This window comes from Blastococcus sp. SYSU DS0541 (assembly GCF_054050875.1).
In genome coordinates this window covers 70,467-92,913 of the sequence record NZ_JBJHAD010000005.1, presented here as the reverse complement: position 1 = coordinate 92,913, position 22,447 = coordinate 70,467, and the positions used below count along the sequence as shown (strand labels likewise).

Below are 22,447 nucleotides of genomic sequence, written 5' to 3'. Positions count from 1 at the left end.
GGGTCAGCCGGGCCCGAACTGCAGCACCGCCTGCAGCGGTGGGCTCGCCAGCCGTCGACCGGCCAGGTCGGCCAGGAAACGGGGGCCGTCCTCGAAGGGGAGGACATCGGTGACCAGCGACGAGCGGATCTGCGCGCCGCGGTCCCGCAGCAGGTCGAGGGTGGCCGCCGCCAGCGCTGTGCGCGTCCATGTCCTCGCCATGCCTCGTGGCACCCGGCCGATCTGCGCGCAGACCAGCGCCAGGCCGTTGTGGTGGAATTCCTCGCCCAGCCGGACGGCCCCGGCACCGGCTTGGTAGAAGCCCAGGTCGACCACCGTGCCTTGCGGCCGCAGGGCTTTCAGGGCGGTGGCGAGGGCGACGTCGTGCCCGCGGCACTGGAGGACGACGTCGGCGCCGGCGTCCCCTGGACCGTGCCGCCAGCGGTGCTTGGCCTCGAGCCAGCCGCGGCCGTCGGCGTCGTCGATGGTGTCGAGTCCGAGGGCGTCCGCGACCGCGCGCCGCTGAGCGGACGGTTCGGCGACGGCCACCGCTGCCGCACCGTGCCGGACGGCGAGCAGAGCGGTGAGGAGCCCGATGACGCCGGCCCCTGTGACGAGCACGTGGCGGTCCCGGACGCCGGCGTCCAGGGGAGCCTCGGGCCCGGCGAGCGCCGCGGCGGCGTGGAGGAGGCCGTTGACGCAGATCGGGCCCATCTGCGCGAGGTAGATCCCGAGCACGGGATCGAGGTCGTCCGGCACCGTGATCGCCGTCGTGCGGGCGGGATCGGCACAGCGGCCGGTGCGGTGGCCGTAGGCCATGGCGACGCGAGTCCCGACGGGCAGGGCGTCCGTGCTGCTCTCGGTCACCCGGCCGACCTCCATGTAGCCGAGGCTGCGCTTCGGGTAGCCGTCCCGGGCGCCCACCCCGAAGGCCCGCAGGTCCGGGTCCCAGCCCAGCCGGTGCTGCGGGTCGGTCCCGCGGACGAGGGCGACCTCGGTCCCGGCACTGATACCGGACCACTCGGTGGCCACCCACGCCTGCCCCGGTCCCGGCTCGGGCTCTGCGTCGTCCAGGATCACGGGCCGGCCGGGCTCGGCCACGCCGATGGACCGCACGCGCCGCTCAGCCATCCACGTCGCCGTCCGTGAGCCGCACCGGAACCCCCTCGCGGGCAGCGCGGTCGGCGGCGCAGGCCAGGACGTGCGTGCGCAGCGCCTCCCCGTAGGGGACACGGGCCTGCTGCACCCGGCCGAGCAGGACGTCGACGAACTCGCGGTCCTCCGTGGCGATCGGGTCCTGCTCGGACCGCAGGACCTCCTCGCCCTCGGCAGTGGTCACCCGGAGCTCGTGGTCGGTGAGCCCACGCTCGGACAGCTCGAGGACGCACCCACCCGTCACCACCTGGAGGGCGACCCGGTGCCGCCAGCCCAGCACCCGGGTGGAGGAGATGCTGCCCACCACCCCCGAGGCGAACCGCAGCAGCGCGGCGGAGGCGGTGGGGACGTCCTCCGGCCCCTCCGGGGCGCTTCGCTCGACGGCCGCCACCGTCTCGACCTCTCCGGCCAACCGGCGGGCGAGGTCGAAGATGTGCGTCGTCTGCTCCACCACCTGGCCGCCGGAGTGCCCCCGTCTCGGCCACCACGGGACCGGGGGCGTCTTGTCCAGCCAGTAGCCGGTGAGGAGGTGGACGGGCTCGTCGGCGAGCAGGTCAGCGGCACGCTGCACGACGTCGAGGTGCCGCCAGTGGTAGCCCACCGCGGTCGGGAGCCCCGTCCCCACCAGCCGGCCGGCGACGGCCTCCGCGGTCGGCAGGTCCGACGCGAGGGGCTTCTCGACGAAGAACGGCAGTCCGCGGTCGATCGCCGCTGCCTCGAGGGCCCCGTGCGCGAACGGCGGCACGCACAACCAGACCGCGTCGAGATCCTCCGTCTCCAGCAACGCCAACCCGTCCCCGTACGGGCGTGCCCCGTACCGCGTGGCGGTCTCCTCGGCGCGCTCCGGCCGGCTGTCGGCGATCGCCACGACGTCGACCTCGGGCAGGCGGGCGAGAGCTCGCAGGTGCTGGCCGGCGATGAAGCCGCTGCCCACGCAGGCCACCCGCAGCCGCCTCATGCAGGGCTCCGGCCGTCCACCGCGCCTCCTCGCTGCCGACGACCCGCCGGGGCCGCGCGTCCCGGCCCCGTCGCGGTGACGGCGCCGGTGGGTCGGTGCCGTGCAAGCTACCGGCTGGGTCCGTCCGTCGCGCGCTGTGCGCCCTGGGCCGCCCGCCCGTTGCCGTGGTCATCTCCGCCCCGCCCGATTCCCCGTACCGTCGGCGGCAGCCGACGACGAGTCCCTGCCGTCAGGCGCCACCGGTCCACACGAGCGGCCGGCGGGGTCGTCCCCGCCTCAGGATGGCTCTGGCCGCAGCGCGCCCGGCGCGACTCGTCGATCAGGGCACGCATCGATGCCTGCCCATCGGCACCCGGCCCCATTCGGGTGAGGGCCGGCGCCGAGGTGGCACCGGTCCGAGCCGGCGCGTTCCACCCTGGTCGGCATGACGTGCGACGACTGCCTCGAACTCGCCGACTTCTGCCGCTGCCGGTACCGCTCCTGGTGGCGCCGGCGCAGCTAGCGGCGTACGCGCCACTCAGCCGAGGGCGTCGGCGACGACGTCGGCCAGCACCTCCGTGCCCGCGGCCGAGGGGTGGGTGCCGTCGTCGCTCATGCCCTCGGCGAAGGTGCCGTCCGGGTCGGCCAGCGGCGTCCAGAAGTCGAGCAGCTCCACCCCGCGCTCGTCCGCCCAGGCGCGCAGCCGCTCGTTGAGGGCCATGGTCTCGGCGGGGAACTCGGCGCTCGGGGGGAGGGTGGCGAAGACGGGCGCCGCCCCGCCGGCCTCGATCTCCTCGGCGATCCGGGTCAGCGTGTCGATCGTCCCCCCGGCCCGGCCCTGCCGGACGTCGTTCGTGCCGGCGAGCACGAGCACCGTGGCCGGGCGCGGGGCGAGCGCCTCGGGCACCCGGGCGAGGATCTCGTCGCTGCGTTCCCCGCCGACCCCGAAGTTGCCGCCGTAGGTGACGGGGGAGTCCTCGCGGCAGCCGAGCACGTCGACGTACGCGTCGTCGACCCCGATGGGCAGCGCCCCCACGTGGCTCCCGGCGGTGATCGAGTCGCCGAGGGCCACGGCGCCGCCCGGCTCGTCGGACGCGGAGAGGAAGCACTCGAAGTGCAGGACCGCGTGCGCCAGCCGGTTGCCGGGGCTGTCGCGGACGAACAGCGAGGCCGCCGAGAGCAGGACCAGCACCGCGACGACGGCCAGCACGACGCGCCTCCGGCCCATGGATCCGACGGTAGCGGCCGACCGGCGGGCGCTCCCGTGGCGCGGGTGCCTGTGTGCCCTGCGTAACCGCTGACGAGGTCGCGCGTTGGTCCGCGCACACCGCCCCCACCCGATCTGGAGGAGACGTGCGCCGTCTCGCTACCTGCGTCCTCGCCGCCGTCGCGGTCCTCACCGGCGTCGTGGTGGCGCCCTCCGCCCAGGCCGCGCCGGCCCCGCTGCGCTACGTCGCCCTCGGCGACTCCTACAGCGCGGCCTCCGGCGTCCTCCCGCCGGACCTCGCGGCCCCGCCGCAGTGCCTGCGCTCGACCCGCAACTACCCGAACGTGATCGCCCGCGCGATCGGCGCCCAGCTCACCGACGTGACCTGCGGGGGCGCGGAGACCGGCGACTTCTTCACCGGGCAGCACCCCGGGGTCGCCCCGCAGCTCCAGGCGCTGGGCCGCGACACCCAGCTGGTCACCATGACGATCGGCGGCAACGACAGCGGCGTCTTCATCAACTCGGTCCTGGCCTGCAGCTCGGCCGGGCTCAGCACGCTCGGCCAGGGCAGCCCGTGCAAGGACCGGTACGGCACCTCGTTCACCGACACGGTGCGCAGCACCACCTTCCCGGCGCTGGTGGAGGCCCTGCGGGCGGTGCGGGCGGCGGCGCCGAACGCGCGGGTCGCGATCCTCGGCTACCCCTGGATCGTGCCGGCCAGCGGCGGTTGCTTCGACCGCATGACCATCGCCGCGGGTGACATCCCGTACCTGCGCGACCTGCAGGCGACCCTCAACGACGTGGTGCGGCGGGCGGCGTCCATGTCCGGGGTCACCTACGTCGACCTGAGCCGCGTCTCGGACGGCCACGACGCCTGCCAGCCGATCGGCGTCCGCTGGATCGAGCCGGTGCTGCAGGGCCTGAACCCGGTGATCGTGCACCCCAACGCGCTGGGCGAGGCGGAGATGGCCGCACGCGCCATGGCGGTGCTGCGGCTCGACCGCCGCTGAGCTGAGCGCGGCGAGCGGCGGCCCGGTCGGGGAGGCGCCCCGGCCGGGCCGCCGTCGTCAGTGGGGGACGGCGCCCAGCCCCGGCTCGGGCGCGCGGCCGCTGCCGCGCCGCCGGGCGAGCCGGGCAGCGGCCGGCAGGGCGGCGTACCCGTCGGTGAGCCGCGACCGGGCGACGAGCGCACCGGCGCGGTGGGCGGCGATCGAGCGCAGGACCTCCTCGAACGCCGTCTCGACGACGTAGTGGGTGCCGTCGACCAGGTGGACGACCGTGTCGGCGTGGCGCTCGATCCGCTCGATGTGGTCGGGGTCGACGGAGAAGTGCTCGCCGTTGCGGCAGGTCACAGCGATCACGAGGCGGTCCTTTCGCACTCGTCGGCCCGGGGACCGGTGGGCCGGTCCGGAGGTCGGTCCGGCACGGGGGCCATCGGCAGGCCGGGGCCGGTGCTGGACGCGGCGAGCACGGGAAGCGCCCGAAGGGGTGAGCGGACCCGGCTCAGAAGCCGAACAGCAGCCCCAGCCCGCCGAGGGTGAGCAGCACCATCACGACGACCAGCGGGAGCTGGTCGGACGCCCGCGCGTGCCGGGCCGAGAGCAGCGCGCGCTCGTGCGCCAGCGTCACCCCGGCGACGTGGCCGGCGATGATCGCCCCCACCTGCACCAGCGCGATCGCGTCCGAGCCCACCGCGGTGAGGTCGACCCGGTTGCCGTAGGTGCCGAACAGGTCGACGCCGGCCGCGCCGAACGGGTTGCTCACCAGGATCCAGGTCCGCTGCCCGTCGAGGAGCAGCAAGCTGAAGTAGTGCGCGACCGTGTAGCCCAGCGCGATCGGGATGACGGTGGCCGCGTACCGCCCCGGCTGGACGCCCGGGTCCTGACCGGCCAGCCGACCGGAGAGCCGGGTGCCCAGCGCGTAGAGGACGGCGACCACGGCGATCGACGCCAGCAGCCCCACGGTGCCCGAGAGCACGTCGTCCCCCGCCCCCGGACCGGTCTGCCACCACACCGTGCGGGTGAGCCCGTCGAAGCCGGTCGAGCCCAGCAGCACGACCACGAGGGCGGTCAGCCCCGGTTCGGCCGGGGTGGCCAGGGCGTTGGCGAGCGGGTTGCGCAGCACCAGCCGGCCGTCGTCCCGCCGTCCCCAGGGGGAGAGCCGGGCGACCAGCGCGGAGTAGGCCTCGAACCCGTCGCCGCGGGCGAACCACCCCTCGCCGAACCACAGCGACAGCGCCACGTGCACGAAGGCGTGCAGCAGCAGGAACACCGCGACGGTCACCGGCTCGGCGCGGCCCGGGACGACCAGTTCCAGCCAGACGAAGACCAGGAGCGAACCCGCGGCGGGCCAGACCCCCAGGGAGGGCAGCCGTGCGGCGCCGGGTGGCGCGGGCACGGCGGGGCGCAGCAGGCGGTGCAGCAGCCGGAGCGGGTTCGCCACCCGCCAGACCGGCCCGAGGAGCAGGCTCGCCGGCACGAGCCCCACCCAGAACGTCACGTACAGGACCCAGGGCGCCAGGTTGCCCGAGGTCTCGTCGGGCCCGAGCAGCGCGACCGCGACGACGAAGGCCGAGACCGCCAGCGCCAGCGCCTGGAGCCCCCGCCGCAGCGGGGCGCCGTCGAGCAGCCGCTGGAGTCCCGCGGGCAGCGGGCGGCCCGACTCCGGGCCACCCAGCCGCGGCGTGCGCCAGAACAGGAGCAGGACGGCGAAGCCGACCAGGATCGCCGCGCCCGCGCCGTACAGCGCGAAGCCGATCGGGATCGGGAGGTCCGTGCGTGAGCCGACCCCGTGCGCGAGGAGGCTCACCCGACCTGCAGCGTGAGCAGCACCGTCCCGGCCCGGTGCAGCTCCAGCGCGAACACTCCGGGGATCGTGGCGTCGAACGCCAGCTCCGCCGGCTGCCCCGGGACGAGGCCGGCCAGGACGTCGTACCCGTGCAGGTGGGCCTCGTCGGCGACGTCGGAGGTGACGACGACGGTGACCGGCTCGCCGACCGGCACCGGCACCCGGCTCGTGCCGCCGGAGACCTGGCCGTCGGCGTACCGCACCTCGATCCGCCGGCCCGCCGCCTCGGACGGGGGGGCCGGCGGGGAGCTGCCGCCGGGGGTGGCCGCCACGGCGGAGACGGCGGCCGGTGCCGCCGTCCCCTCGCCGGCGGGGGCCGGCGTGCCGGCGCAGCCGGCCAGCACCAGCGCCAGCGGCACCAGGGCGGCGGCTGCCGCCCCGCGGCGGGTCACCGGCGCACCGCCCCGGTGGTCACGCGCTCCAGGGTGCCGTCGGCAGGGGCGTCGGCGAACGGCTCCGCCACGGCGGCGCGGCGGGCGTACCGGCCCACGCCCCAGGCCATCGCGGCGACGAGCGCGAGCGTGCAGGCCAGGACCACGAGGTTCGCCACCAGCCAGAGGCCACCGCCGGCGTCCTGCAGCTCCCGCTGCAGGATGTCGATCTCGGGGATCGCGCCGCGGGTCATGCCGTCCTCGGCGGGGATCTCGTCGGCGGGGATGGCCTCGTCCCGCGGCAGGTAGACCGGGAACGCGGTGAGCACGCGCCCGTCGTGCACGCGCAGCAGCGTCTTCCACGTGCCGTGCAGCGGCACGGGCTCGGTCGTCCGGTACTCGCCCTCGCCGACCCGTTCCAGGGAGGTCACGACCAGGCCCTGGCCCTGCCACGCGGTGATCTGCACCCACGCGGGGTCGTCCGGGAAGCCGGCGGGGTCCAGCCGGACGCCGATCTGCGCGGTGCGGGGCTCGGTGGTGACCTCCTCGATGGTGAAGGTCGCCTCGACGTCGTCGGGCACGGTCGCGACCAGGCCGTTCGCGACCGCCGCCGCCAGCACGGCGAGGCAGGCCAGCAGCGCCCCGCGGGCGACGGCGGGACGCGGCAGCCGGCGGCGCAGGCCGGAGGCGAGCAGTGCCCCGAGCACGGCCCCGGCGACGCCACCGGCGAGCGCCATGAGGGTGCCCTCGACCAGGATGTCGCTGCCCCAGGTGAGCTCCTGGACGACGCGGGTCCACCCGGCCTCGGTCGCGTGGCCGACGGTGCCGATGGCGACGCCGGCCAGGGCGCCGAACAGCAGGGGCCGGCGGGCCGGGGGCAGCGCCAGGGCCAGGAGCTCGACCAGGAGCGCCGACCCCAGGTAGAGCGGGAACGTGGGGACGATCTCGTCGAAGACCGGGCCGACGACCAGCGCGATGGCGCTGCGGACGACGAGGAAGAACGCCGTCGCGGCGAGCGCGCCGCCGCGGCCGATGAACATGCGGGCGGCGACCAGCGCGATGCCGGCGGCCGCGGCGATGAGGAACGGCTCCAGCACCAGCCGGAACTGCGGCACGTCGAAGTCGTACTCGCCCTGGAACACCGACATGCCCAGCAGCAGCCCGCCCATGGCCGAGGTCCGCCGGGCGAACCGCGCGGTGCGGCCGCCCGCCCGGTCCCCGTCGTCGGTGGAGAGCCCGCCGTGGCCCTCCTGCTCCAGGACGAGCAGCCCGATGATCGACAGGCCGGCGCCGCCGATCAGCATCAGGTGCGTGGGGCCCCACAGCGTCACGTCCTGGCCGAACATGCGGTGCCACACGTCGTCGAGGGGGAAGCCGAGCAGCGCGTAGAAGCCCGCGCAGGTGAGCAGGATGCCGCCGACCGGGACGTCCCAGCCGCGGACGAACCGCACGGCGGCCGGGCCGGGCCGCTCGTCCAGCGGCATGGCGCAGGCGAGCACGCCGCCGGCGAAGACACCGAAGAGCCCGAAGAGGATGAGGTAGTGGGCCGGGTTGGCCAGCGGTCCCTCGTCGCGGCCCACGCCGATGTGCAGCGCGATGTCCCACAGCATCCCGAGCAGGGCCGTGAGCAGCGAGACCGTGGTGAGCAGGGTCGGGAGCGCCACCCAGGCCGGCGCGCCGGTGGCGGCGCCCAGCCGGTCGCCCACCCGCGTGAGCACGGTGGACCGCCGGGTGCGGTGCGCGAGGACCAGGGCCAGCAGGACCACCGTCAGGAGGGCGCCGATGCCCGTGGCGAGGACGACCTCGCCCAGGGCGGCACCTCCGGCCGGTCGTGTCTCGGCGGTGAGCAGCACGGTTTCCCTCCCAGGCATGTAGCTATGGAACATCAGTAACAGTTACATCGGCAACTGGTACATGGAACGAGCGACATAGGCTGAGGTGACGAGGAGAGGGGGAGCAGGTGAGCGCAGCACCGCCCGGGCCGGCCGGTGAGGACGCCGAGCGTGAGCTGACCGTCGACGAGCTGGCCGCCCGTGTGGGGCTCACCGTGCGGAACGTGCGGGCCTACTCGGCACGCGGGCTGCTGCCCCCGCCGCGGCTGGCCGGCCGCACCGGCTACTACGGCCGCGAGCACGTCGCCCGGCTGCTGCTGGTGCGCGAGATGCTCGCCGAGGGCTACTCGCTGGCGATGATCGAGCGCACCCTCACCGGCGCGCCGCCCACCGCCAGCTCGGCCACCCTCTCGCTGCACCGGGCGCTCCTGAAGCCCTGGCTCCCGCCGGAGCCGGAGGTCGCCACGGGCCCCGAGCTGGCCGCCCGGACGGGCGCGCCCGTCGACCCCGAGCTGATCGACCAGCTGGTGGAGCACGGCATCGTGGAGCGGCTCGACGGGGAGCGCCTCCACGTGCACGACCCGGCCCTGCTCATGGCCGGGCTCCAGGTCGTGGGGCTCGGCGTGCCGGCCACGGCGCTGCTGGCGGCCCAGGCGCAGGTCGACGAGCACGTGCGGGCGATCAGCCGCACCTACGTCCAGTTGTTCGTCGACACCGTCTGGCGGGCCTTCGTGGAGGCGGGCGCGCCGCCGGAGCAGCTCGACGACATCCTCGCCACGGTCACCCGGCTCCAGCCGGTGGCGGCGCAGGCGGTGCTGGCGGCCTTCCGCACCGAGATGGCCGCGGAGGTGGCCGGCGCCGTGGAGGCGGCCCTGGGTGAGCTCGAGGACCAGCGGGAGCCCGGCGACCGGTCCGAGCCCGGGGGCTAACCGTTCGGCGGGCGGTCGGAGGGCTCGCCGTCGGCGATCCGCTCCCGGGTCCTGCCCTCGCGGTCGGCCTCGGCCGCCGCCTCCCGCGCGGTGAGCCGGCGGTCGCGCACGACGGCGCCGGCGACCAGCGCCACCAGGACGGCCGCGGGCACGAAGAAGCCGACGGTCCCGATGACGCTCAGGCCGTCCGTGGCGAGGACGTCGTAGCCAGGCACGGCCTCATGTGACACCGGACGATGACACGATGTCAAACGCAGGCGGCGTCAGTCGGAGCCGCGGCCCTCGCGCCAGTAGCCCATGAAGGCCACCGACCGGCGGTCGACCCCGGCCTCCTGCACCAGGTGCCGGCGCAGGCCCTTGACCACACCGGCCTCGCCGGCGAGCCAGGCGTAGACACCGGAGGAGCCGGGCGCGGCGGCGCCCTCGGCGGGGACCTCCCAGAGGATCCCCTCGTCGACGTCCACGTCGGCCAGGTCGGGCGCGGGGGAGGGGGCGATCAGCTCGCCCAGCTCGCGCACCGCGGCCAGGACGGCCTCGGTGAGCAGCTGCCCACGCGGCGCGGCGGGGGCGCCGTCGGCGGGCCAGCGGGGCAGCCAGGTGATCTCCACCCCGGCCGGGGCGGCGACGTTCAGGGCGTCACCGGCCGTCGGCACCTCGAGCAGGACCTTGGCGCGCGGGCCCGCGGGCAGGCCCTCGACGATCGCGCAGATCGCCGGCACCGCGGTCTCGTCGCCGGCGATCAGCAGGCAGGAGGCGTCGGCCGGCGGGTGCCACTCGAAGCCGCCCGTCTCGCCGGGGAAGCGGGCGTTCGGCGCGACCAGGACCACCTCGTCGCCGGCGGCGGCCTGCTCGGCCCAGGCGGAGGCGGGCCCGGTGGCGCCGTGCAGGACGAAGTCGACGTCGACCTCGCGGTGCTCGGGGCGCAGTGCCCGGACGGTGTACGTGCGGATCGGCATCCGGCGCTCCGGCGGCAGGGCGCGCCAGGCGCCGTACCAGTCCTCGCCGGCCGGGCAGTCGAGGATGCCGCGCCCCGGCAGCGGCAGCATGACCTTGATCCGCTGGTCCCGGCCGTTGGACGTCAGGTCGTCCATCTCCGGCCCGGTGAAGGTGATCCGCAGGAAGCTCGGGCTGAGCCGCTGCACCCGCGCGACCTGCACCGGGAAGGTGCGGTAGGCGGGGATCTGCGCGATCTCGACGGTCACGGCGGCTCCCGGGCTCGGTCGGTGTGGGCGCCCGCTTACTTAGGCTAGCCTAACCTGGCTTCCGGCAGTGTTCCACACCGACGCCGGCCGATCCAGATGCACATCCCCTGACCTGCGCCGTCCGAAGGAGAACGATGACCATGCGCCCCTTCCGCGCGACCGCCCTCGCCGTGGTGGCCGCCCTCGCCCTGGCCGCCTGCGGTGGGAACGCCGAACCCGACGACGGGGTGGCGGCCGCGGCGGCCGCCGGCGAGGCCGAGTTCCCCCGCACGGTCGAGCACGCCATGGGCACCACCGCGATCCCGGCGGAGCCGCAGCGGGTCGTCGTCCTGGACACCGGCGAGCTGGACTCGGCGCTCTCCCTCGGGGTGACCCCGGTGGGCGCGGTGACCACCGACGTCTCCGAGGAGTTCCTCAGCTACCTCGCCGACGACGCCGAGGGCGTCGAGGTCGTCGGCACCATCGCCGAGCCGGACCTGGAGGAGATCGCGGCGCTGCAGCCCGACCTCATCCTGTCCAACTCCGTGCGCCACGAGGCCCTGTACGACCAGCTGTCGCAGATCGCCCCCACGGTGTTCGCCGAGTTCCTCGGGGTGACCTGGAAGGAGAACCTCGAGCTCGCCGCCGAGGCGCTGGGCAAGGAGGAGGAGGCCGAGGCCGCGCTCGCCGAGTACGAGGAGCGGGCCGACGCGGTCGGGCAGGCCGTGGGGAACCCCGCGGAGACGACGGTCAGCCCGATCCGCTTCGTCGGTGGCCCGATCCGCGCCTACCAGCCGGAGTCGTTCATCGGCACGGTCCTGGCCGACATCGGCCTGGACCACGTCGACCTGCCCGAGGGCGAGATCCCCACCTTCGTGGAGCTGAGCCCGGAGGAGATCACCGAGGCCGATGCCGACGTCATCCTGTACTCGTCCTTCGGCCCGGCAGCCGAATCCGGTGAGGCGCAGGTCGTGGCCGGACCGCTGTGGCCGCTGCTGACCGCCGTCACCGACGGCCGGGCCTTCGCCGTGGAGGACGACGTCTTCTACACCGGTATCGGGCTCACCGCCGCGACCCTCCAGCTCGAGGCGCTGGAGGACCTGCTCGCCGGCTGACGCGCCGAGGGCCGCCTCCCGGTGATCGGGGGGCGGCCCTCCGTGCTCGGCCCCTCCGCAGGGTCCCGCGCCGAGCCTGCGACGCGTGGGGGGCAGAGGGGTCCTTCTTCAGGGCGTCTCGGTGGAGATCTGCGCGGCCAGGTACTGCGGGGAGCCCACCCGCTCGATGGCGGCGAGCTGCGCCTCGAACCAGTCGGCGTGCTTCTCCTCGTCCAGGACCATCTCCTCGAACACCGACGCGGTGCCGTGGTCGCCGAGGTCGTGGCACTCCTTGGCCGAGGCGTTGAACTGGGCGACGGCGGCCTTCTCGCTGTCGAGCGCGAGCACCAGCATCTCCTCGGCGGTCTCGCCCACGCGGATCGCGCCGAGGCGCTGCAGGTTGGGGTGGCCGTCGAAGAGCAGGATGCGCTGGATGAGGGCGTCCGCGTCGCGCATCTCGTCGATGGAGAGGTCGTAGTAGACCTTGCCCAGCTTGGGCAGACCCCAGGCGTCGAGCATGCGGGCGTTGAGGAAGTACGTGTTGGTGACCGTCAGTTCGAAGGTCAGTGCGTCGTTGAGCAGTTCGACCACGCGGGGGCTAACGGGCTGCACCGGATACTCCCAGCTCTCGCTCGGCCGAACGCTCGGTCGCGCGCCCGGCCCGGACCGGGCAATGCTGACACACCAGGTCGCGGAGCGAGTCGACGCAGTTGCCGCAGGTGCGCCCGGCCCCGGTCTCGCGGGCGACGTCGGCGACGCAGCGCGCGCCGTTGGCGATGGCCTCGAGGATGTCGCGGTCGGTCACCACGTTGCAGTGGCACACGTACATGGAGCGGGTCGCCTATCGCGAGACGGCAGGGCGGTGCTGCTCCGGTACCTGCCCCGGGCAACGGGTGCAGGTTAGCCTTACCTGACCGGCTTGCGCCAGACCACTGGTCAGGGCACCACGGCGGCGCCTAGGTTGCCGGCATGGCCGACCTGGCATCCCGCGCCCGCACCCTCCTGCGGCTGCACACCGACCCCCGCATCCTGGTCCTGGCCAACGTCTGGGACGTGACCTCGGCCCGGGTGGTGGCCGCCACGCCGGGGACCGGTGCCCTGGCCACCGCCAGCCACGCCATCGCGGCGTCCCTCGGGTACGAGGACGGCGAGCGCATCCCGCTGGACCTGCACCTGGACGTGGTGCGGCGGATCGCCGCCGCCGCCGAGCTGCCGGTCTCCGTGGACATGGAGGCCGGGTACGGCGACCCGGGCGGGACGGCGGCGCAGGTGATCGCGGCCGGCGCCGTCGGCGGCAACCTCGAGGACGCGCGCCGCCCGCTGGACGAGGCGGTCGCCGCGGTGGCGGAGGTGCTCGCGGCCGGCCGCGCCGCCGGCGTCGACTTCGTGCTCAACGCCCGCACCGACGTCGTCCTGCTCGCGCCGGAGGGCGCCGACCGCGCGGCCCTGCTGGAGGAGGCGGCGCACCGGGGCCGCGCCTTCCTGGCCGCCGGCGCGGCCGCGGTCTTCGTGCCCGGCGTCGTCGCCGCCGACGAGATCGCCGCGCTGGTCGGGGCGCTGGGCCGGGGGAGGCTGAGCCTGCTCGCCGTCCCCGGCGCCACGCCGCCGGTCGCGGAGCTGGAGCGGATGGGGGTCACCCGGGTCTCCACCGGCCCGTTCACGCAGCGGGCCGCACTGACCGCCCTGCAGGACGTGACGGCGGAGCTGCTCGCCGGCGGGGTGCTGCCCGCGGGCACCCGGATGCTGAGCTAGGCGACCCGGCGTGCGGGCGTCGGAGCGGCTGACCTGGGCGGCGGGCCTGGTGGCCCCGGCGCCCGGGGAGCGGGTGCTGGAGATCGGCTGCGGCCACGGCGTGCTCGTCGACCTGCTCGCCGCCCGGCTGCCGGGCGGGCGGGTCGTGGCGGTCGACCGCTCGCCGGCGATGGTCGCGGCGGCGACCGCCCGCAACAGGGCGTCGATCGAGGCCGGCCGGGTCACCGTCCACGGCGGGCCGCTGGTCGCCGCGGAGCTGCCGGAGCGCTGGTTCGACGCCGTCGTCGCGTTCGACGTGCGGGCCTTCTGGACGCCGCCGGGCACCGAGTGGGACGTCGTCGACCGGGTGCTGGCCCCCGGCGGCCGGGTGGTCGTCGGCTTCACGGAGATGGGGCCGGGCACCGTCGAGCAGGTCCGGGCGGGCGTCCGCCGGACGGCGGGGGAGCGCGGTCTCGTCGAGCACGCCCTGTACCGGGCGGCGACGGCGCCGCTGCCCGCGGCGGCGGTCGAGTTGCGGCGCGCGGCCGGCGGGTAGGAGCCCGAGGCCACCGACGAGAGGACGCCCGCATGACCGACGACCTGCTACCCGGCGACCTGTACGCCTACGAGTCCCTGCTGCCGGCCGAGGAACGGGAGGAGCTCGCCGGCATCCGCCGGTTCCTGCAGGAGGAGGTCAGGCCCCATGTCAACGAGCACTGGGAGGCCGCCACCTTCCCGATGGAGCTGATCCCGCGGTTCGCCGAAGCCGGGCTGGTCGGCCGGAGCTACGACACCGAGGGCTCCCCGCGGGGCTCGCGCCTGTTCACCGGCTTCATCGCGCTGGAGACCTCGCGCGTCGACCCGTCGATGGCCACGTTCCTCGGCGTGCACAACGGGCTGGCGATGGGGTCGATCGTCAACCTGGGCTCCGAGGAGCAGAAGCGGCGCTGGCTGCCCGGCATGCTGGCCCTCGACACGATCGGCTGCTTCGCGCTCACCGAGCCGCACGGCGGCTCCGACGTCGCGCTCGGCCTGGAGACCACCGCCCGGCGCGACGGCGACGAGTGGGTGATCGACGGCGCCAAGCGGTGGATCGGCAACGGCACCTTCGCCGACATCGTCGTCGTCTTCGCCCGGGACGTCGCCGACGACTCGGTGAAGACCTTCGTGGTGGAGAAGGGCACCCCCGGCTTCACCGCGACCAAGATGGAGGGCAAGTACGCGCTGCGCACGGTGCAGAACGCCGACATCACCTTCGAGGGCTGCCGCATCCCGGCGGAGAACAAGCTCGAGGGCGGCAACACCTTCAAGGACGTCAACCGGGTGCTCAAGCTGACCCGGGGCGGCGTCGCGTGGAACGCCGTGGGCTGCCAGATGGGTGCGTTCGAGGCCGCCCTGGCCTACGCGAAGGAGCGGGAGCAGTTCGGCCGCCCGATCGCCGGTTTCCAGCTGATCCAGGACCTCCTGGCCCGCATGGCCGGCAACGTCACCGCGAGCCTCGGCATGGCCGTCCGCGTCTCCCAGCTGCAGGAGGAGGGCATCTTCCGCGACGACCACGCCGCGCTGGCGAAGAGCTTCGTGACCAGCCGGGCACGCGAGACGGTGGCGTGGGCGCGCGAGCTGCTCGGCGGCAACGGCATCCTGCTCGAGCGCGACGTCGTCCGGTACTTCAACGACGCCGAGGCGCTCTACTCCTACGAGGGCACGCGGGAGATCAACCAGCTCATCGTCGGGCGGGCGCTGACCGGGGTGAGCGCGTTCACCTGAGCCGACGGTGCGGCCCGCCCCGCCCCGGGTCAGGGGGGCGGGCCGGGCCGCGGTCTCCGGGCGGTCTACCGATCGCCGCGACGTCCGACGCCGGCGGAGAGGACGGTCACCGAGCGCCGACCAGCCGGGTCGCGGACGCCGCGTCGGCCACCCAGGAGTAGCGGCCCACGGTCGTAGCTGCGTGGCTGTCGGTGGAGCCGACCAGGGTCACGCCGGCGGCGGCGAGGGCCAGCACCACGCGGGGCCCGGGGCAGCGCCACTTCTCGTTGACCTCGACCGTGGTGCCGGTGCGCACCGCGGCCCGCGCGATCGCGGCGATGTGCTCGTCGAGCAGGTCGCTCTCGTGCAACCCGATCTTGGGCAGCACCGAGAAGAGGTGGGCCAGCTGACCGCGACCGGCCCGCTCCATGGCCCGCACGGTCGCGTCGACGAGGAGGGAGAGCGCGTCCTCGGCGGACAGCCCGCCCTCCATCTCCTCGAGCGTGCGGCGGGGGTTCCACGGGCCGTCCAGCCCGGGGAACTGGTGGTCGGCGATGAGGATGCGGTCCACCCCGCCCGGCCCGACGAGGAGGTCGTCGGGGACGTCGAGGCGCCCGGAGGCGTCCAGGATCTTCGCCTCGACGCCGGTGAGCACCTCGAGCCCCTCGATGCGGGGCAGCGCGGCCACCTCGGCGAGGAAGCCGGGCACCCACGTCGTCGTCGACCGGACGTGGTCGACCATGCGGATGCTGGCCAGCCCGGTGTCGCGGGCGGAGATCAGGTTCTCCATCGGCGCGCTGACGGCGTCGTCGGACCAGGTGGAGTGCACGTGGTGGTCGGTGAGCAGCAGGTCGAGGTCCTGCACGGCGGTGGTCATCGGGCGGCCTCCTGGGCGACGACGTGGGACGGGGAGGAGAAGACGTCCTCCAGGCAGGGCCGGGCGACCCTCGGTACCGCGGGGCGCAGCTGGCGCAGCCGGTCGAGCGACTCGAGCCCGGACATGCCCGGCATCTCGATGTCGGTGATCGCCGCGTCGAACTCGGAACGAGAGGCCAGGGCCAGCGCCTCCAGCGGGTCCGCGCACGTGGTCACGGCCATGCCGCCCCGCTGCAGCACGGTGCGTACGAAGAGTGCGGTGTCGGGGTCGTCGTCGACGACCAGGACGTGCAGAGCACCGTCCACGGTTCCGGCTCCCGTCGGTCGGGTCCCCCGGGCTGGCCGGGAGGGGAGACGCGTGTGTCCCCGCGGGAGTTGACGGCCGCGACCGCGGAACCCATGAGCCGGGCTCCCCACCCCTCACCCCATGGGGTGGGGCCGCACCCGCGGGCGACGGGACGCCCGCTCAAGCCCACGGGCGCGCCTGCCGATCACCCGGTCAGGTGACCGGAGGATCAGCCTCGGCACGCACAGCGACCAGCGAGGAGGACGTCGTGCCGGAGCAGTCCGTGCTCGTGGTGGAGGACACCCCGGAGATCCGCGAGCTCGTGACCACCGTGCTCGAGCGGGCCGGCTTCGCCGTGCGGGCCGTGGGCACCGGTGCCGAGGCGCTCGAGGAGGTGCGGCGCGACCAGCCGGACCTGATCGTGCTCGACCTCGGCCTCCCGGACGCCGACGGCACCGAGGTCTGCCGGCAGATCCGCGCGGAGACGCCCTGCTACGTCCTCATGCTCACCGCCCGCGCCGAGGAGGTCGACCTGCTCATCGGGCTGGCCGTCGGTGCCGACGGGTACATGGCCAAGCCGTTCTCCCCGCGCGAGCTCGTGGCCCGGGTGCAGGCGATGCTCCGGTTCCCGCGGACCGGGCCGCAGCCGGCCGGGGCGCCCGCGCCGGTGGACGAGTCGGTGCGCCGGCTCGCCGAGCTGGAGGTCGACGAGGACAGCCGCGAGGTGCGGGTGGACGGCGCCGTCGTCGACCTCACCCGCACCGAGTTCGACCTGCTCGCCGCCCTCGCCTCGCGACCGGGCCGGGTGCTCCAGCGGGAGACGCTCCTGCGCGAGGTCTGGCACACCGACTGGGAAGGCAACCTGCGCCTGGTCGAGGCGCACATGTCGAACCTGCGCCGGAAGCTCGTGGCCGCGGGGCTGAACTCCCCGGAGATCAAGACCGTGCGGGGCGTCGGCTACCGGCTCGTCGCCACCGCCGCCGCCTAGCCCGACCCCTAGCCGCCGCCGGGGCATGGGAAGCTGTCCACGCGCCTCGGGGCCGTAGGACGCCGGTGGAGCTCCCTATGCCCCCGGGGTCCGGGCGCTTCAGACGCCGGCGAGCTCCTGCAGACGGGCCACCCGGGAGTGGGCGAGCACCCCGCGGCGGGCGTCGGCGGCGATCTCGCGGCAGAGGGAGGCGACCTCCGGGTGGCCCAGCTGGCCGCTGGTCCCGGCGAGGGCGTGCGCGGCGAAGGCGACCGCGGTCACGTCACCCGTGCGCGTGTGCCGGTCGATGGCGGAGAGCCGGGAGGGCAGCGCGTCGGCGTAGAGGTCCTGGAGCCGGGTCATCAGCTCGGCGTCCACCAGGTCGTCGTCCGCGCCGGCGTCCCCGGCTTGCGCGCCCGGCCCCGTGGTCCGGGCGCGCAGGAAGCCGAGGAGGCCGGCGCGGGAGACGATCGCGACGGTCCGGCCGGGGGCAGGGGCCGTCCGATCCACGGGCAGGCTGCTCATGTCCGTGCGTCTCCTGCGTCCGGGTGGGCGCCGGTCGTCCGGCGACACAGAGGACTCTGCGGGGCGAACCGCAGGCCGCCCGCGAGCGATGCGCAAGGAATCCGCAAGAACGGAAGGCCTTCCGCCCGTCCCCGAGAGGTGCGGGGGGGCAGGGCGGAGGGCCTCGCTGGTCAGGCCGCCGCGGGGACCGGGAGCGTCATGGTGAAGGTGGTGCCGACGCCCTCGGCGCTGACCAGGTCCAGCCTGCCGCCGTGGGCGGTGGTGATCGCCTTGGTGATCGTGAGCCCGAGCCCCACCCCCGGCACGGCGTTGCGCTGGGCGGTGGAGGACCGGAAGAACCGGGTGAACAGCTGCCCCTGCTCACCGGCGGGGATGCCCATACCGGTGTCGCTGACCGAGAGCCGCGCGACCGGCTCGGCACCGGGCGCCCGGTCCGCGCGGAGCTCCCCGCCGGTGGTCCGCCACATCGGCCGCAGGACCAGCCGCACCTCCCCGCCGGCGGGGGTGAACTTCACGGCGTTGGACACGAGGTTGTCGCACGCCTGCCCGAGGCGGACGGCGTCCCCGGAGACCACCAGGCCCTCGTCCGGCACGTCGACGACGATCTGCACGCCCGCGCCGGTGGCGGCCACCCGAGCGGTCTCCTCCGCGGCGCGGACCACGCCGGCCAGGTCGACGTCGGCCGGCTGCAGGGTGAACCGGCCGCTCTCCACCTGCGCGGTGAAGAGGAGGTCGCCGACCAGCCGGAGCAGCCGCTGGGCGTTGCGCTCCACCGTGGACAGGTACTGCCGCTGCTCGTCGGTGAGGGGTTGGTCCTCGTCGTCCATGACCAGCTCCAGGTACCCGAGGATCGAGCTCAGCGGGGTGCGCAGCTCGTGGCTGATCAGGCTGACGAACTGGTCCTTCATCCGCTCGGTGACGCGGGCCTCGGTCATGTCGGTGCCGACGAAGTTCCAGCCGGCGTGCGCCCCGCGGTCGTCCGAGCGCGGGGTGATGGCGACCGACACGGTGCGGTGGCTTCCGTCGGCGGCGACGTAGGTCCAGTCACGGATGTCGCTGCCGTGCTCGCGGGCGGCGTGCACGAGCGCCTCCAGGCCGCTGCCGCAGGCGCGGTCCTCGGCCACTGCGGCGAGCTCCTCCGGCAGGTGGAAGTCGAGGATCGAGCGGGTGCGGACCACGTCCGGCCGGAGCACGCCCAGCATCTTCTCCGCGCCGGGGTTCCAGACGCGGATGGTGCCGTCCCGGTCGGTGCCGATGATCGAATGCTCGGTGACCGCGTCGATCACGCTCGTCATGGTCTGCGCCCGGGCGGCGAGGATGCGTGAGGCGGTGTCCAGCTCGTCGGCGCGGCTCCGCACCTGCTCGAGCAGCGCTGCCTGCTCCCGCTGCAGTTGGGCGATGTGGTCCGCCTGGGTGCCCAGGCGGCGGGTGTTCTCGTTGACGGCGAGGCTGCCGACGGCGACCGCCAGCGTCCCCAGCAGCAGGTCGCCGGCGGCGGTCACCGGGGTCGCGAGCACGGGCACCGCCAGCACCGCGGTGCCGCCGAGCACCCCGATCAGCACGCCGCGGCGGTCCGGCCGGGTGGCGAGGGCCCACAGCGGGCCGACGAGGAGCAGCAGGGCGGCGGCGGAGCCGGTGCCCGCGTGCAGGAGGGCGACGGCACCCAGCTGCGCCACCGGGACGGCGACGGAGCCGACGAGGGGTCGCGAGCCGAGGGTGACCCAGGCGCCCGTGGCGGCCGAGGCGGCGGCCAGCCCCGCGAGCACGAGGCCGCGGTCCACGACGGGGACGGCACCCGCCAGCAGCAGCAGCGCGGCCGCGGTGAACAGGACCGTGCCCAGCAGTGGTCCGTGGAGGGCGTCCGGCGAGCCGGCCGGTCCGGTGGACCGACGGGTCCGGGGGCGGCCGGCGTCCTGCGGGCGGTCGAGGACGGCGAGGCTCATGCCACCGGCTGCCGCACCGCGAGCGCCCGCACCTTATGCACCAGACCGGAGACGGTGAACGGCTTCGGTAGGTAGGCGTCGGCGCCCGCGGCCAGGCCGCGGGCGGCCTCGTCCGGGGACGCGCCGGCCGACAGCAGCAGGATGCGGATGCCCGCGGTCGCGGGCGTGCCGCGGAGGGCGCCGCAGACCTCCAGGCCCGTCGCACCCGGCATGGAGACGTCGAGGACGGCCAGGTCGGGCAGTTCCGACCGCGCCGCGGCCAGGGCCGCCGTGCCGTCGGGGACGGCGGCGACCACCTCGCAGCGGGCCTTGCGCACGGCGAGGCACACGAGCTCGCGGATGTCGTCCTCGTCGTCGGCCACCAGGACGCGGACCGCGCCGCCCGGGGCCGGCCCGGCGGGCCCGCCGGGGGAGTGCAGGACCGGGTCCACGCGGACTCCCGTCGGTCGTGGTCCCCGCCCGCGGCTGCGGAGGGACCGGTGTCGTCGTCCCGGGGAAGAACGGCGGCCCGTCGGGGGGCCTCCAGCAGGGGCCACACCACCTCACCCCTCGGGGTGGGGTGGTGTGGTGTGGCGCGGACAGCAGCGCGCCCCGCCGGGAGGACCCGGCGGGGCGCGCTGCTGTCAGGTGCGGGTCGGCCGACCCGCGGGTGTCAGGAGCCGGAGGTCCGGCTCTGCACCGACTCCTTGGAGTGCTGGGCCTGCCCCTGCACCGTCTCCTTGGACTGCTGGGCCTGCCCCTGCACGGTCTCCTTGGACTGCTGGGCCTGGCCCTGCACGTCCTGGGCCGCCGACTGGCCCTCCTGCTTGACGGTCTCGGCCGCATCCTGAGCGGTGGACCTGACCTCCTCCACCGCGTGCTGGGCGGCCGGCTTGAGCTGCTCACCCATCTCCTGCGCCGCCTGCTTGGCGGGCTGGAGCAGCGCGTCCTTGTTCTCGCGCAGCGCGGTCTCGGCCTGGTGGGCCAGCTCCTGCTCCTTCTGCGTGGCGGGGAGCAGGCTGGAGACCAGCCACCCGACGCCGAAGGCGATCAGCCCGGCGGCGAGCGGGTTGCCCTGCGCCTGGCGCACGATCGTGTCCGGTGCCTGCTGGACGGCGCCGACCGCGGACGAGGCCGCGTCCTGCACGCTCCCGGCCGCGTTCGAGGCCGCGTCCTGCACGGAGCCGGCTGCGTTGGAGGCCGCGCCCTGCACGGAGCTGGCTGCGTCCGATGCCCGGTGCTGGGCCGAGGAGGTGGTGTCGTGGGCGGAACCCATGACCTTCTCCTTGAGGGAGGACATGCGGCCCTTGGCCGCGGTCACCCGCCGGTCCATGACGCGGGACGGGTTGACCTTCTCGTTGAGGGCGTCGACGTCGTAGCTGAGCTCGCGCCGGGTGTCCTCGATCTGCCGCCGGATGACGTCCGGGTCACTGCTGGTCATTGTTGCGACTCCTCGCGGTCTGGTGGTCAGTTGGGCTTCAGGGCGCCGGGAACCTGCGACAGGGTCTCGGCGGTGCGCTCGGGCTTCGGGTTGACCTGTTCGAACTTCTTCTTGCCCATCAGACCTGCCACCGCAGCGACGATGCCCCAGAGGACCGCGACGATCAGCGCGGACCAGCTGTGGCCCACCAGGTGGGACAGAGCCCACCACAGTGCGATGGAGAGGAAGAAGATCATCATGTAGGCGGCGAAGCCGGCTGCGCCGAAGAGCCCGGCACCGGTACCCGCCTTCTTCGCCTCGACCTTGAGCTCCACCTTGGCGAGCTCGAGCTCCTGGCGCATCAAGGTCGACATGTCCTTGGCGACCTCGCCGATCAGCGTGCCGACGGAGACGCCCTCGACGTCCGGGTGACCGGCGTCGGTGGTCGGGGTGCCCATGTCGCCGCTGTACTGCTGGCCCTCGGCGTAGTCGGCCGCGTAGTTCTGCGGTGACGGGTCCGCGTAGCCCTGAGGGGTCGATCCCGCAGGAGTCGCCCCGGAGTAAGGGGTGCTCATGTCAGCGCACCTCACCGGGACGGCGGGCCGGGTCGTCCCAGCCCGCGGGCGTGGCCGGCGGGACCATGGTGCCGGCGGGCGGCACCGTGCCGTACGGCGGCGGAGGAAGCGGAGCGCCCGTGCCGGTGCCGGCGCCGGTGGTGGCGGTCGAGTACCCGGAGTACGTGGGGGCCGGGTCGACGTAGTTGCCGGGCGCGCTGTGCTGGCCGGAGCCGGAGCCGGAGCCGGAATCGCTGTGCGCGGCCCGGGCTCCGCTGGTCAGCCGGCCGGCGACGATGCCCGCGGCCGCGGCGCCGAGCAGGAACAGCCCCGGCTTGCGGCGGGCGAAGGTGCGCACGTCGTCGAGCAGCTGGGCGGGCTCGCGGTTTTGCAGCTTGTCGGCGAAACCCTCCACCATGCTGGAGGCCTGGTGGAGCAGGTCCCGGGCGGGCCCGGGGGCGCCTTCGCTGGAGCCGTCGGCGAGACCGCGCAGCTCCTGGGCGAGGGACGAGAGCCCCGTCGCCGCCTTCTGCTGCTGGCTGACAGCCTGGTCCTTAAGCTGGCTGCGGCCCTGCTCGAGCAGGTCCCTGGCCTGGCGCTGCGTCTCGCCGGCCACCTGCTTGGCCTGGTCGGCGGCGGTCGAGGCGACCTGGCTGCCGGCCTGCGCGGCCGTCTGCCCGACGTTGCGGGCCTCGTCCTTCGCGACGTCCTTGGTGTGCTGGGCCTCGCCCTTGGCGACGTCCTTGGTGTGCTGGGCCTCGCCCTTGGCGACGTCCTTGGTGGACGAGCTGTCGGTCGTGTTGGTGGTCGTGGTGCTGGCGCCCGTCGTGGCCGGAACCGGCGGCGGGAACGGGGCATCGATGGAGTGAGTCATCGGTCCTCCTCGGC

General features: G+C 74.9%; 26 protein-coding genes. 7 read left to right on the top strand and 19 right to left on the bottom strand.

The features are described from left to right. Window positions 1-3: 3 nt before the first annotated feature. The 3 genes from ACI794_RS07660 to ACI794_RS07650 all read right to left on the bottom strand — a co-directional run bounded on the left by ACI794_RS07660 (window position 4) and on the right by ACI794_RS07650 (window position 3,299). The gene (locus ACI794_RS07660) at window positions 4-1,110 is read right to left on the bottom strand and encodes a zinc-dependent alcohol dehydrogenase (RefSeq protein WP_456616036.1); all 1,107 of its coding nucleotides are present in this window, start codon (window positions 1,108-1,110) and stop codon (window positions 4-6) included. Then, window positions 1,103-2,092: a Gfo/Idh/MocA family protein gene (locus ACI794_RS07655; protein ID WP_456616035.1), complete on the bottom strand. Its 990-nt coding sequence runs from the start codon at window positions 2,090-2,092 to the stop codon at window positions 1,103-1,105. The genes ACI794_RS07660 and ACI794_RS07655 overlap by 8 nt, the downstream gene beginning before the upstream one ends. A 517-nt stretch (window positions 2,093-2,609) precedes the next feature. Further along, the gene (locus ACI794_RS07650; RefSeq protein WP_456616034.1) at window positions 2,610-3,299 is read right to left on the bottom strand and encodes an SGNH/GDSL hydrolase family protein; all 690 of its coding nucleotides are present in this window, start codon (window positions 3,297-3,299) and stop codon (window positions 2,610-2,612) included. A gap of 125 nt (window positions 3,300-3,424) precedes the next feature. On the opposite strand from ACI794_RS07650, the gene ACI794_RS07645 reads away from it, so the two are divergent. Beyond that, entirely contained in the window at window positions 3,425-4,288 is an 864-nt protein-coding gene (locus ACI794_RS07645; protein ID WP_456582861.1) for an SGNH/GDSL hydrolase family protein, read from the top strand. 57 nt (window positions 4,289-4,345) lie between these two features. Here ACI794_RS07645 and ACI794_RS07640 read toward each other — a convergent pair whose 3' ends face one another. From ACI794_RS07640 to ACI794_RS07625, 4 genes are all read right to left on the bottom strand, one after another. Next, window positions 4,346-4,639, bottom strand: coding sequence for a flagellar FlbD family protein (locus ACI794_RS07640; RefSeq protein WP_456601395.1), 294 nt, complete (start codon window positions 4,637-4,639; stop codon window positions 4,346-4,348). 142 nt (window positions 4,640-4,781) lie between these two features. Next, a complete protein-coding gene (locus ACI794_RS07635) occupies window positions 4,782-6,086 on the bottom strand; it encodes a hypothetical protein (RefSeq protein ID WP_456616033.1) in 1,305 nt (434 codons plus the stop codon). Beyond that, a complete protein-coding gene (locus tag ACI794_RS07630; protein ID WP_456616032.1) occupies window positions 6,083-6,517 on the bottom strand; it encodes a hypothetical protein in 435 nt (144 codons plus the stop codon). Before ACI794_RS07630 ends, ACI794_RS07635 begins: the two co-directional genes overlap by 4 nt. Then, complete coding sequence (locus ACI794_RS07625) at window positions 6,514-8,367, bottom strand: hypothetical protein (protein WP_456616031.1); 1,854 nt, start codon at window positions 8,365-8,367, stop codon at window positions 6,514-6,516. Before ACI794_RS07625 ends, ACI794_RS07630 begins: the two co-directional genes overlap by 4 nt. Before the next feature lie 89 nt (window positions 8,368-8,456). Between ACI794_RS07625 and ACI794_RS07620 the strand changes: the two genes are divergently transcribed. Then, window positions 8,457-9,257: a MerR family transcriptional regulator gene (locus tag ACI794_RS07620; RefSeq protein WP_456601391.1), complete on the top strand. Its 801-nt coding sequence runs from the start codon at window positions 8,457-8,459 to the stop codon at window positions 9,255-9,257. Here the strand turns inward: ACI794_RS07620 and ACI794_RS07615 are convergent. Continuing rightward, window positions 9,254-9,472, bottom strand: a complete 219-nt coding sequence (locus ACI794_RS07615) for a hypothetical protein (protein WP_456582855.1) — start codon at window positions 9,470-9,472, stop codon at window positions 9,254-9,256. The two genes, ACI794_RS07620 and ACI794_RS07615, sit on opposite strands and share 4 nt — an antisense overlap. Window positions 9,473-9,520: 48 nt before the next feature. Then, window positions 9,521-10,459, bottom strand: a complete 939-nt coding sequence (locus tag ACI794_RS07610) for a siderophore-interacting protein (protein ID WP_456601390.1) — start codon at window positions 10,457-10,459, stop codon at window positions 9,521-9,523. 134 nt (window positions 10,460-10,593) lie between these two features. On the opposite strand from ACI794_RS07610, the gene ACI794_RS07605 reads away from it, so the two are divergent. Next, window positions 10,594-11,553, top strand: coding sequence for an ABC transporter substrate-binding protein (locus ACI794_RS07605; protein ID WP_456616030.1), 960 nt, complete (start codon window positions 10,594-10,596; stop codon window positions 11,551-11,553). Between the two features lie 108 nt (window positions 11,554-11,661). Here the strand turns inward: ACI794_RS07605 and bfr are convergent, their stop codons facing one another. Together bfr and ACI794_RS07595 are read right to left on the bottom strand one after the other, a co-directional pair. After that, window positions 11,662-12,144 (bottom strand): bacterioferritin, encoded by a 483-nt coding sequence (gene bfr / locus ACI794_RS07600; RefSeq protein WP_456582852.1) that lies wholly within the window; start codon window positions 12,142-12,144, stop codon window positions 11,662-11,664. Then, entirely contained in the window at window positions 12,131-12,361 is a 231-nt protein-coding gene (locus tag ACI794_RS07595; RefSeq protein WP_456582851.1) for a (2Fe-2S)-binding protein, read from the bottom strand. The genes bfr and ACI794_RS07595 overlap by 14 nt, the downstream gene beginning before the upstream one ends. Before the next feature lie 140 nt (window positions 12,362-12,501). Here ACI794_RS07595 and ACI794_RS07590 point away from each other — a divergent pair, with 140 nt between their 5' ends. The 3 genes from ACI794_RS07590 to ACI794_RS07580 are packed head-to-tail and all read left to right on the top strand — an operon-like array spanning window position 12,502 to window position 15,030. Continuing rightward, on the top strand, window positions 12,502-13,284 hold the full coding sequence (locus ACI794_RS07590) for an isocitrate lyase/PEP mutase family protein (protein ID WP_456616029.1): 783 nt from the start codon (window positions 12,502-12,504) through the stop codon (window positions 13,282-13,284). A 10-nt stretch (window positions 13,285-13,294) separates the two neighbouring features. Next, the gene (locus ACI794_RS07585) at window positions 13,295-13,819 is read left to right on the top strand and encodes a class I SAM-dependent methyltransferase (RefSeq protein WP_456616028.1); all 525 of its coding nucleotides are present in this window, start codon (window positions 13,295-13,297) and stop codon (window positions 13,817-13,819) included. Between the two features lie 32 nt (window positions 13,820-13,851). After that, window positions 13,852-15,030 (top strand): acyl-CoA dehydrogenase family protein, encoded by a 1,179-nt coding sequence (locus ACI794_RS07580; RefSeq protein ID WP_456601386.1) that lies wholly within the window; start codon window positions 13,852-13,854, stop codon window positions 15,028-15,030. A 106-nt stretch (window positions 15,031-15,136) separates the two neighbouring features. On the opposite strand, the gene ACI794_RS07575 is transcribed toward ACI794_RS07580, so the two are convergent. Both ACI794_RS07575 and ACI794_RS07570 read right to left on the bottom strand, forming a co-directional pair. Next, complete coding sequence (locus ACI794_RS07575) at window positions 15,137-15,886, bottom strand: histidinol-phosphatase (RefSeq protein WP_456616027.1); 750 nt, start codon at window positions 15,884-15,886, stop codon at window positions 15,137-15,139. Continuing rightward, complete coding sequence (locus ACI794_RS07570) at window positions 15,883-16,191, bottom strand: response regulator (protein ID WP_456616026.1); 309 nt, start codon at window positions 16,189-16,191, stop codon at window positions 15,883-15,885. The genes ACI794_RS07575 and ACI794_RS07570 overlap by 4 nt, the downstream gene beginning before the upstream one ends. 248 nt (window positions 16,192-16,439) lie before the next feature. Between ACI794_RS07570 and ACI794_RS07565 the strand changes: the two genes are divergently transcribed. Continuing rightward, on the top strand, window positions 16,440-17,159 hold the full coding sequence (locus ACI794_RS07565; protein WP_456582846.1) for a response regulator: 720 nt from the start codon (window positions 16,440-16,442) through the stop codon (window positions 17,157-17,159). Between the two features lie 99 nt (window positions 17,160-17,258). On the opposite strand, the gene ACI794_RS07560 is transcribed toward ACI794_RS07565, so the two are convergent. The 6 genes from ACI794_RS07560 to ACI794_RS07535 form a co-directional block, all read right to left on the bottom strand. Next, window positions 17,259-17,663: an Hpt domain-containing protein gene (locus ACI794_RS07560; RefSeq protein WP_456601383.1), complete on the bottom strand. Its 405-nt coding sequence runs from the start codon at window positions 17,661-17,663 to the stop codon at window positions 17,259-17,261. 170 nt (window positions 17,664-17,833) lie between these two features. Next, window positions 17,834-19,606 carry a sensor histidine kinase gene (locus ACI794_RS07555; RefSeq protein ID WP_456616025.1) on the bottom strand — a complete coding sequence of 591 codons (1,773 nt, stop codon included), beginning with the start codon at window positions 19,604-19,606 and terminating at the stop codon, window positions 17,834-17,836. Next, the gene (locus ACI794_RS07550; protein WP_456616024.1) at window positions 19,603-20,037 is read right to left on the bottom strand and encodes a response regulator transcription factor; all 435 of its coding nucleotides are present in this window, start codon (window positions 20,035-20,037) and stop codon (window positions 19,603-19,605) included. The genes ACI794_RS07555 and ACI794_RS07550 overlap by 4 nt, the downstream gene beginning before the upstream one ends. Before the next feature lie 221 nt (window positions 20,038-20,258). Next, window positions 20,259-21,026 carry a DUF3618 domain-containing protein gene (locus ACI794_RS07545; RefSeq protein ID WP_456601380.1) on the bottom strand — a complete coding sequence of 256 codons (768 nt, stop codon included), beginning with the start codon at window positions 21,024-21,026 and terminating at the stop codon, window positions 20,259-20,261. A gap of 26 nt (window positions 21,027-21,052) precedes the next feature. Then, window positions 21,053-21,580, bottom strand: a complete 528-nt coding sequence (locus ACI794_RS07540) for a phage holin family protein (RefSeq protein ID WP_456582605.1) — start codon at window positions 21,578-21,580, stop codon at window positions 21,053-21,055. Window position 21,581: 1 nt separating this feature from the next. Then, window positions 21,582-22,433: a hypothetical protein gene (locus tag ACI794_RS07535; RefSeq protein WP_456616023.1), complete on the bottom strand. Its 852-nt coding sequence runs from the start codon at window positions 22,431-22,433 to the stop codon at window positions 21,582-21,584. Window positions 22,434-22,447: the final 14 nt, after the last annotated feature.

Excerpts from the sequence above, each read along its gene's own strand:
- ACI794_RS07555 (WP_456616025.1), bottom strand. The coding sequence starts at position 19,606 with ATGAGCCTCGCCGTCCTCGACCGCCCGCAGGACGCCGGCCGCCCCCGG.
- ACI794_RS07535 (WP_456616023.1), bottom strand. The coding sequence starts at position 22,433 with ATGACTCACTCCATCGATGCCCCGTTCCCGCCGCCGGTTCCGGCCACG.
- ACI794_RS07560 (WP_456601383.1), bottom strand. The coding sequence starts at position 17,663 with ATGAGCAGCCTGCCCGTGGATCGGACGGCCCCTGCCCCCGGCCGGACC.
- ACI794_RS07595 (WP_456582851.1), bottom strand. The coding sequence starts at position 12,361 with ATGTACGTGTGCCACTGCAACGTGGTGACCGACCGCGACATCCTCGAG.
- ACI794_RS07540 (WP_456582605.1), bottom strand. The coding sequence starts at position 21,580 with ATGAGCACCCCTTACTCCGGGGCGACTCCTGCGGGATCGACCCCTCAG.
- ACI794_RS07590 (WP_456616029.1), top strand. The coding sequence starts at position 12,502 with ATGGCCGACCTGGCATCCCGCGCCCGCACCCTCCTGCGGCTGCACACC.
- ACI794_RS07575 (WP_456616027.1), bottom strand. The coding sequence starts at position 15,886 with ATGACCACCGCCGTGCAGGACCTCGACCTGCTGCTCACCGACCACCAC.
- ACI794_RS07655 (WP_456616035.1), bottom strand. The coding sequence starts at position 2,092 with ATGAGGCGGCTGCGGGTGGCCTGCGTGGGCAGCGGCTTCATCGCCGGC.
- ACI794_RS07580 (WP_456601386.1), top strand. The coding sequence starts at position 13,852 with ATGACCGACGACCTGCTACCCGGCGACCTGTACGCCTACGAGTCCCTG.
- ACI794_RS07605 (WP_456616030.1), top strand. The coding sequence starts at position 10,594 with ATGACCATGCGCCCCTTCCGCGCGACCGCCCTCGCCGTGGTGGCCGCC.
- ACI794_RS07545 (WP_456601380.1), bottom strand. The coding sequence starts at position 21,026 with ATGACCAGCAGTGACCCGGACGTCATCCGGCGGCAGATCGAGGACACC.
- ACI794_RS07660 (WP_456616036.1), bottom strand. The coding sequence starts at position 1,110 with ATGGCTGAGCGGCGCGTGCGGTCCATCGGCGTGGCCGAGCCCGGCCGG.
- ACI794_RS07625 (WP_456616031.1), bottom strand. The coding sequence starts at position 8,367 with ATGCCTGGGAGGGAAACCGTGCTGCTCACCGCCGAGACACGACCGGCC.
- ACI794_RS07650 (WP_456616034.1), bottom strand. The coding sequence starts at position 3,299 with ATGGGCCGGAGGCGCGTCGTGCTGGCCGTCGTCGCGGTGCTGGTCCTG.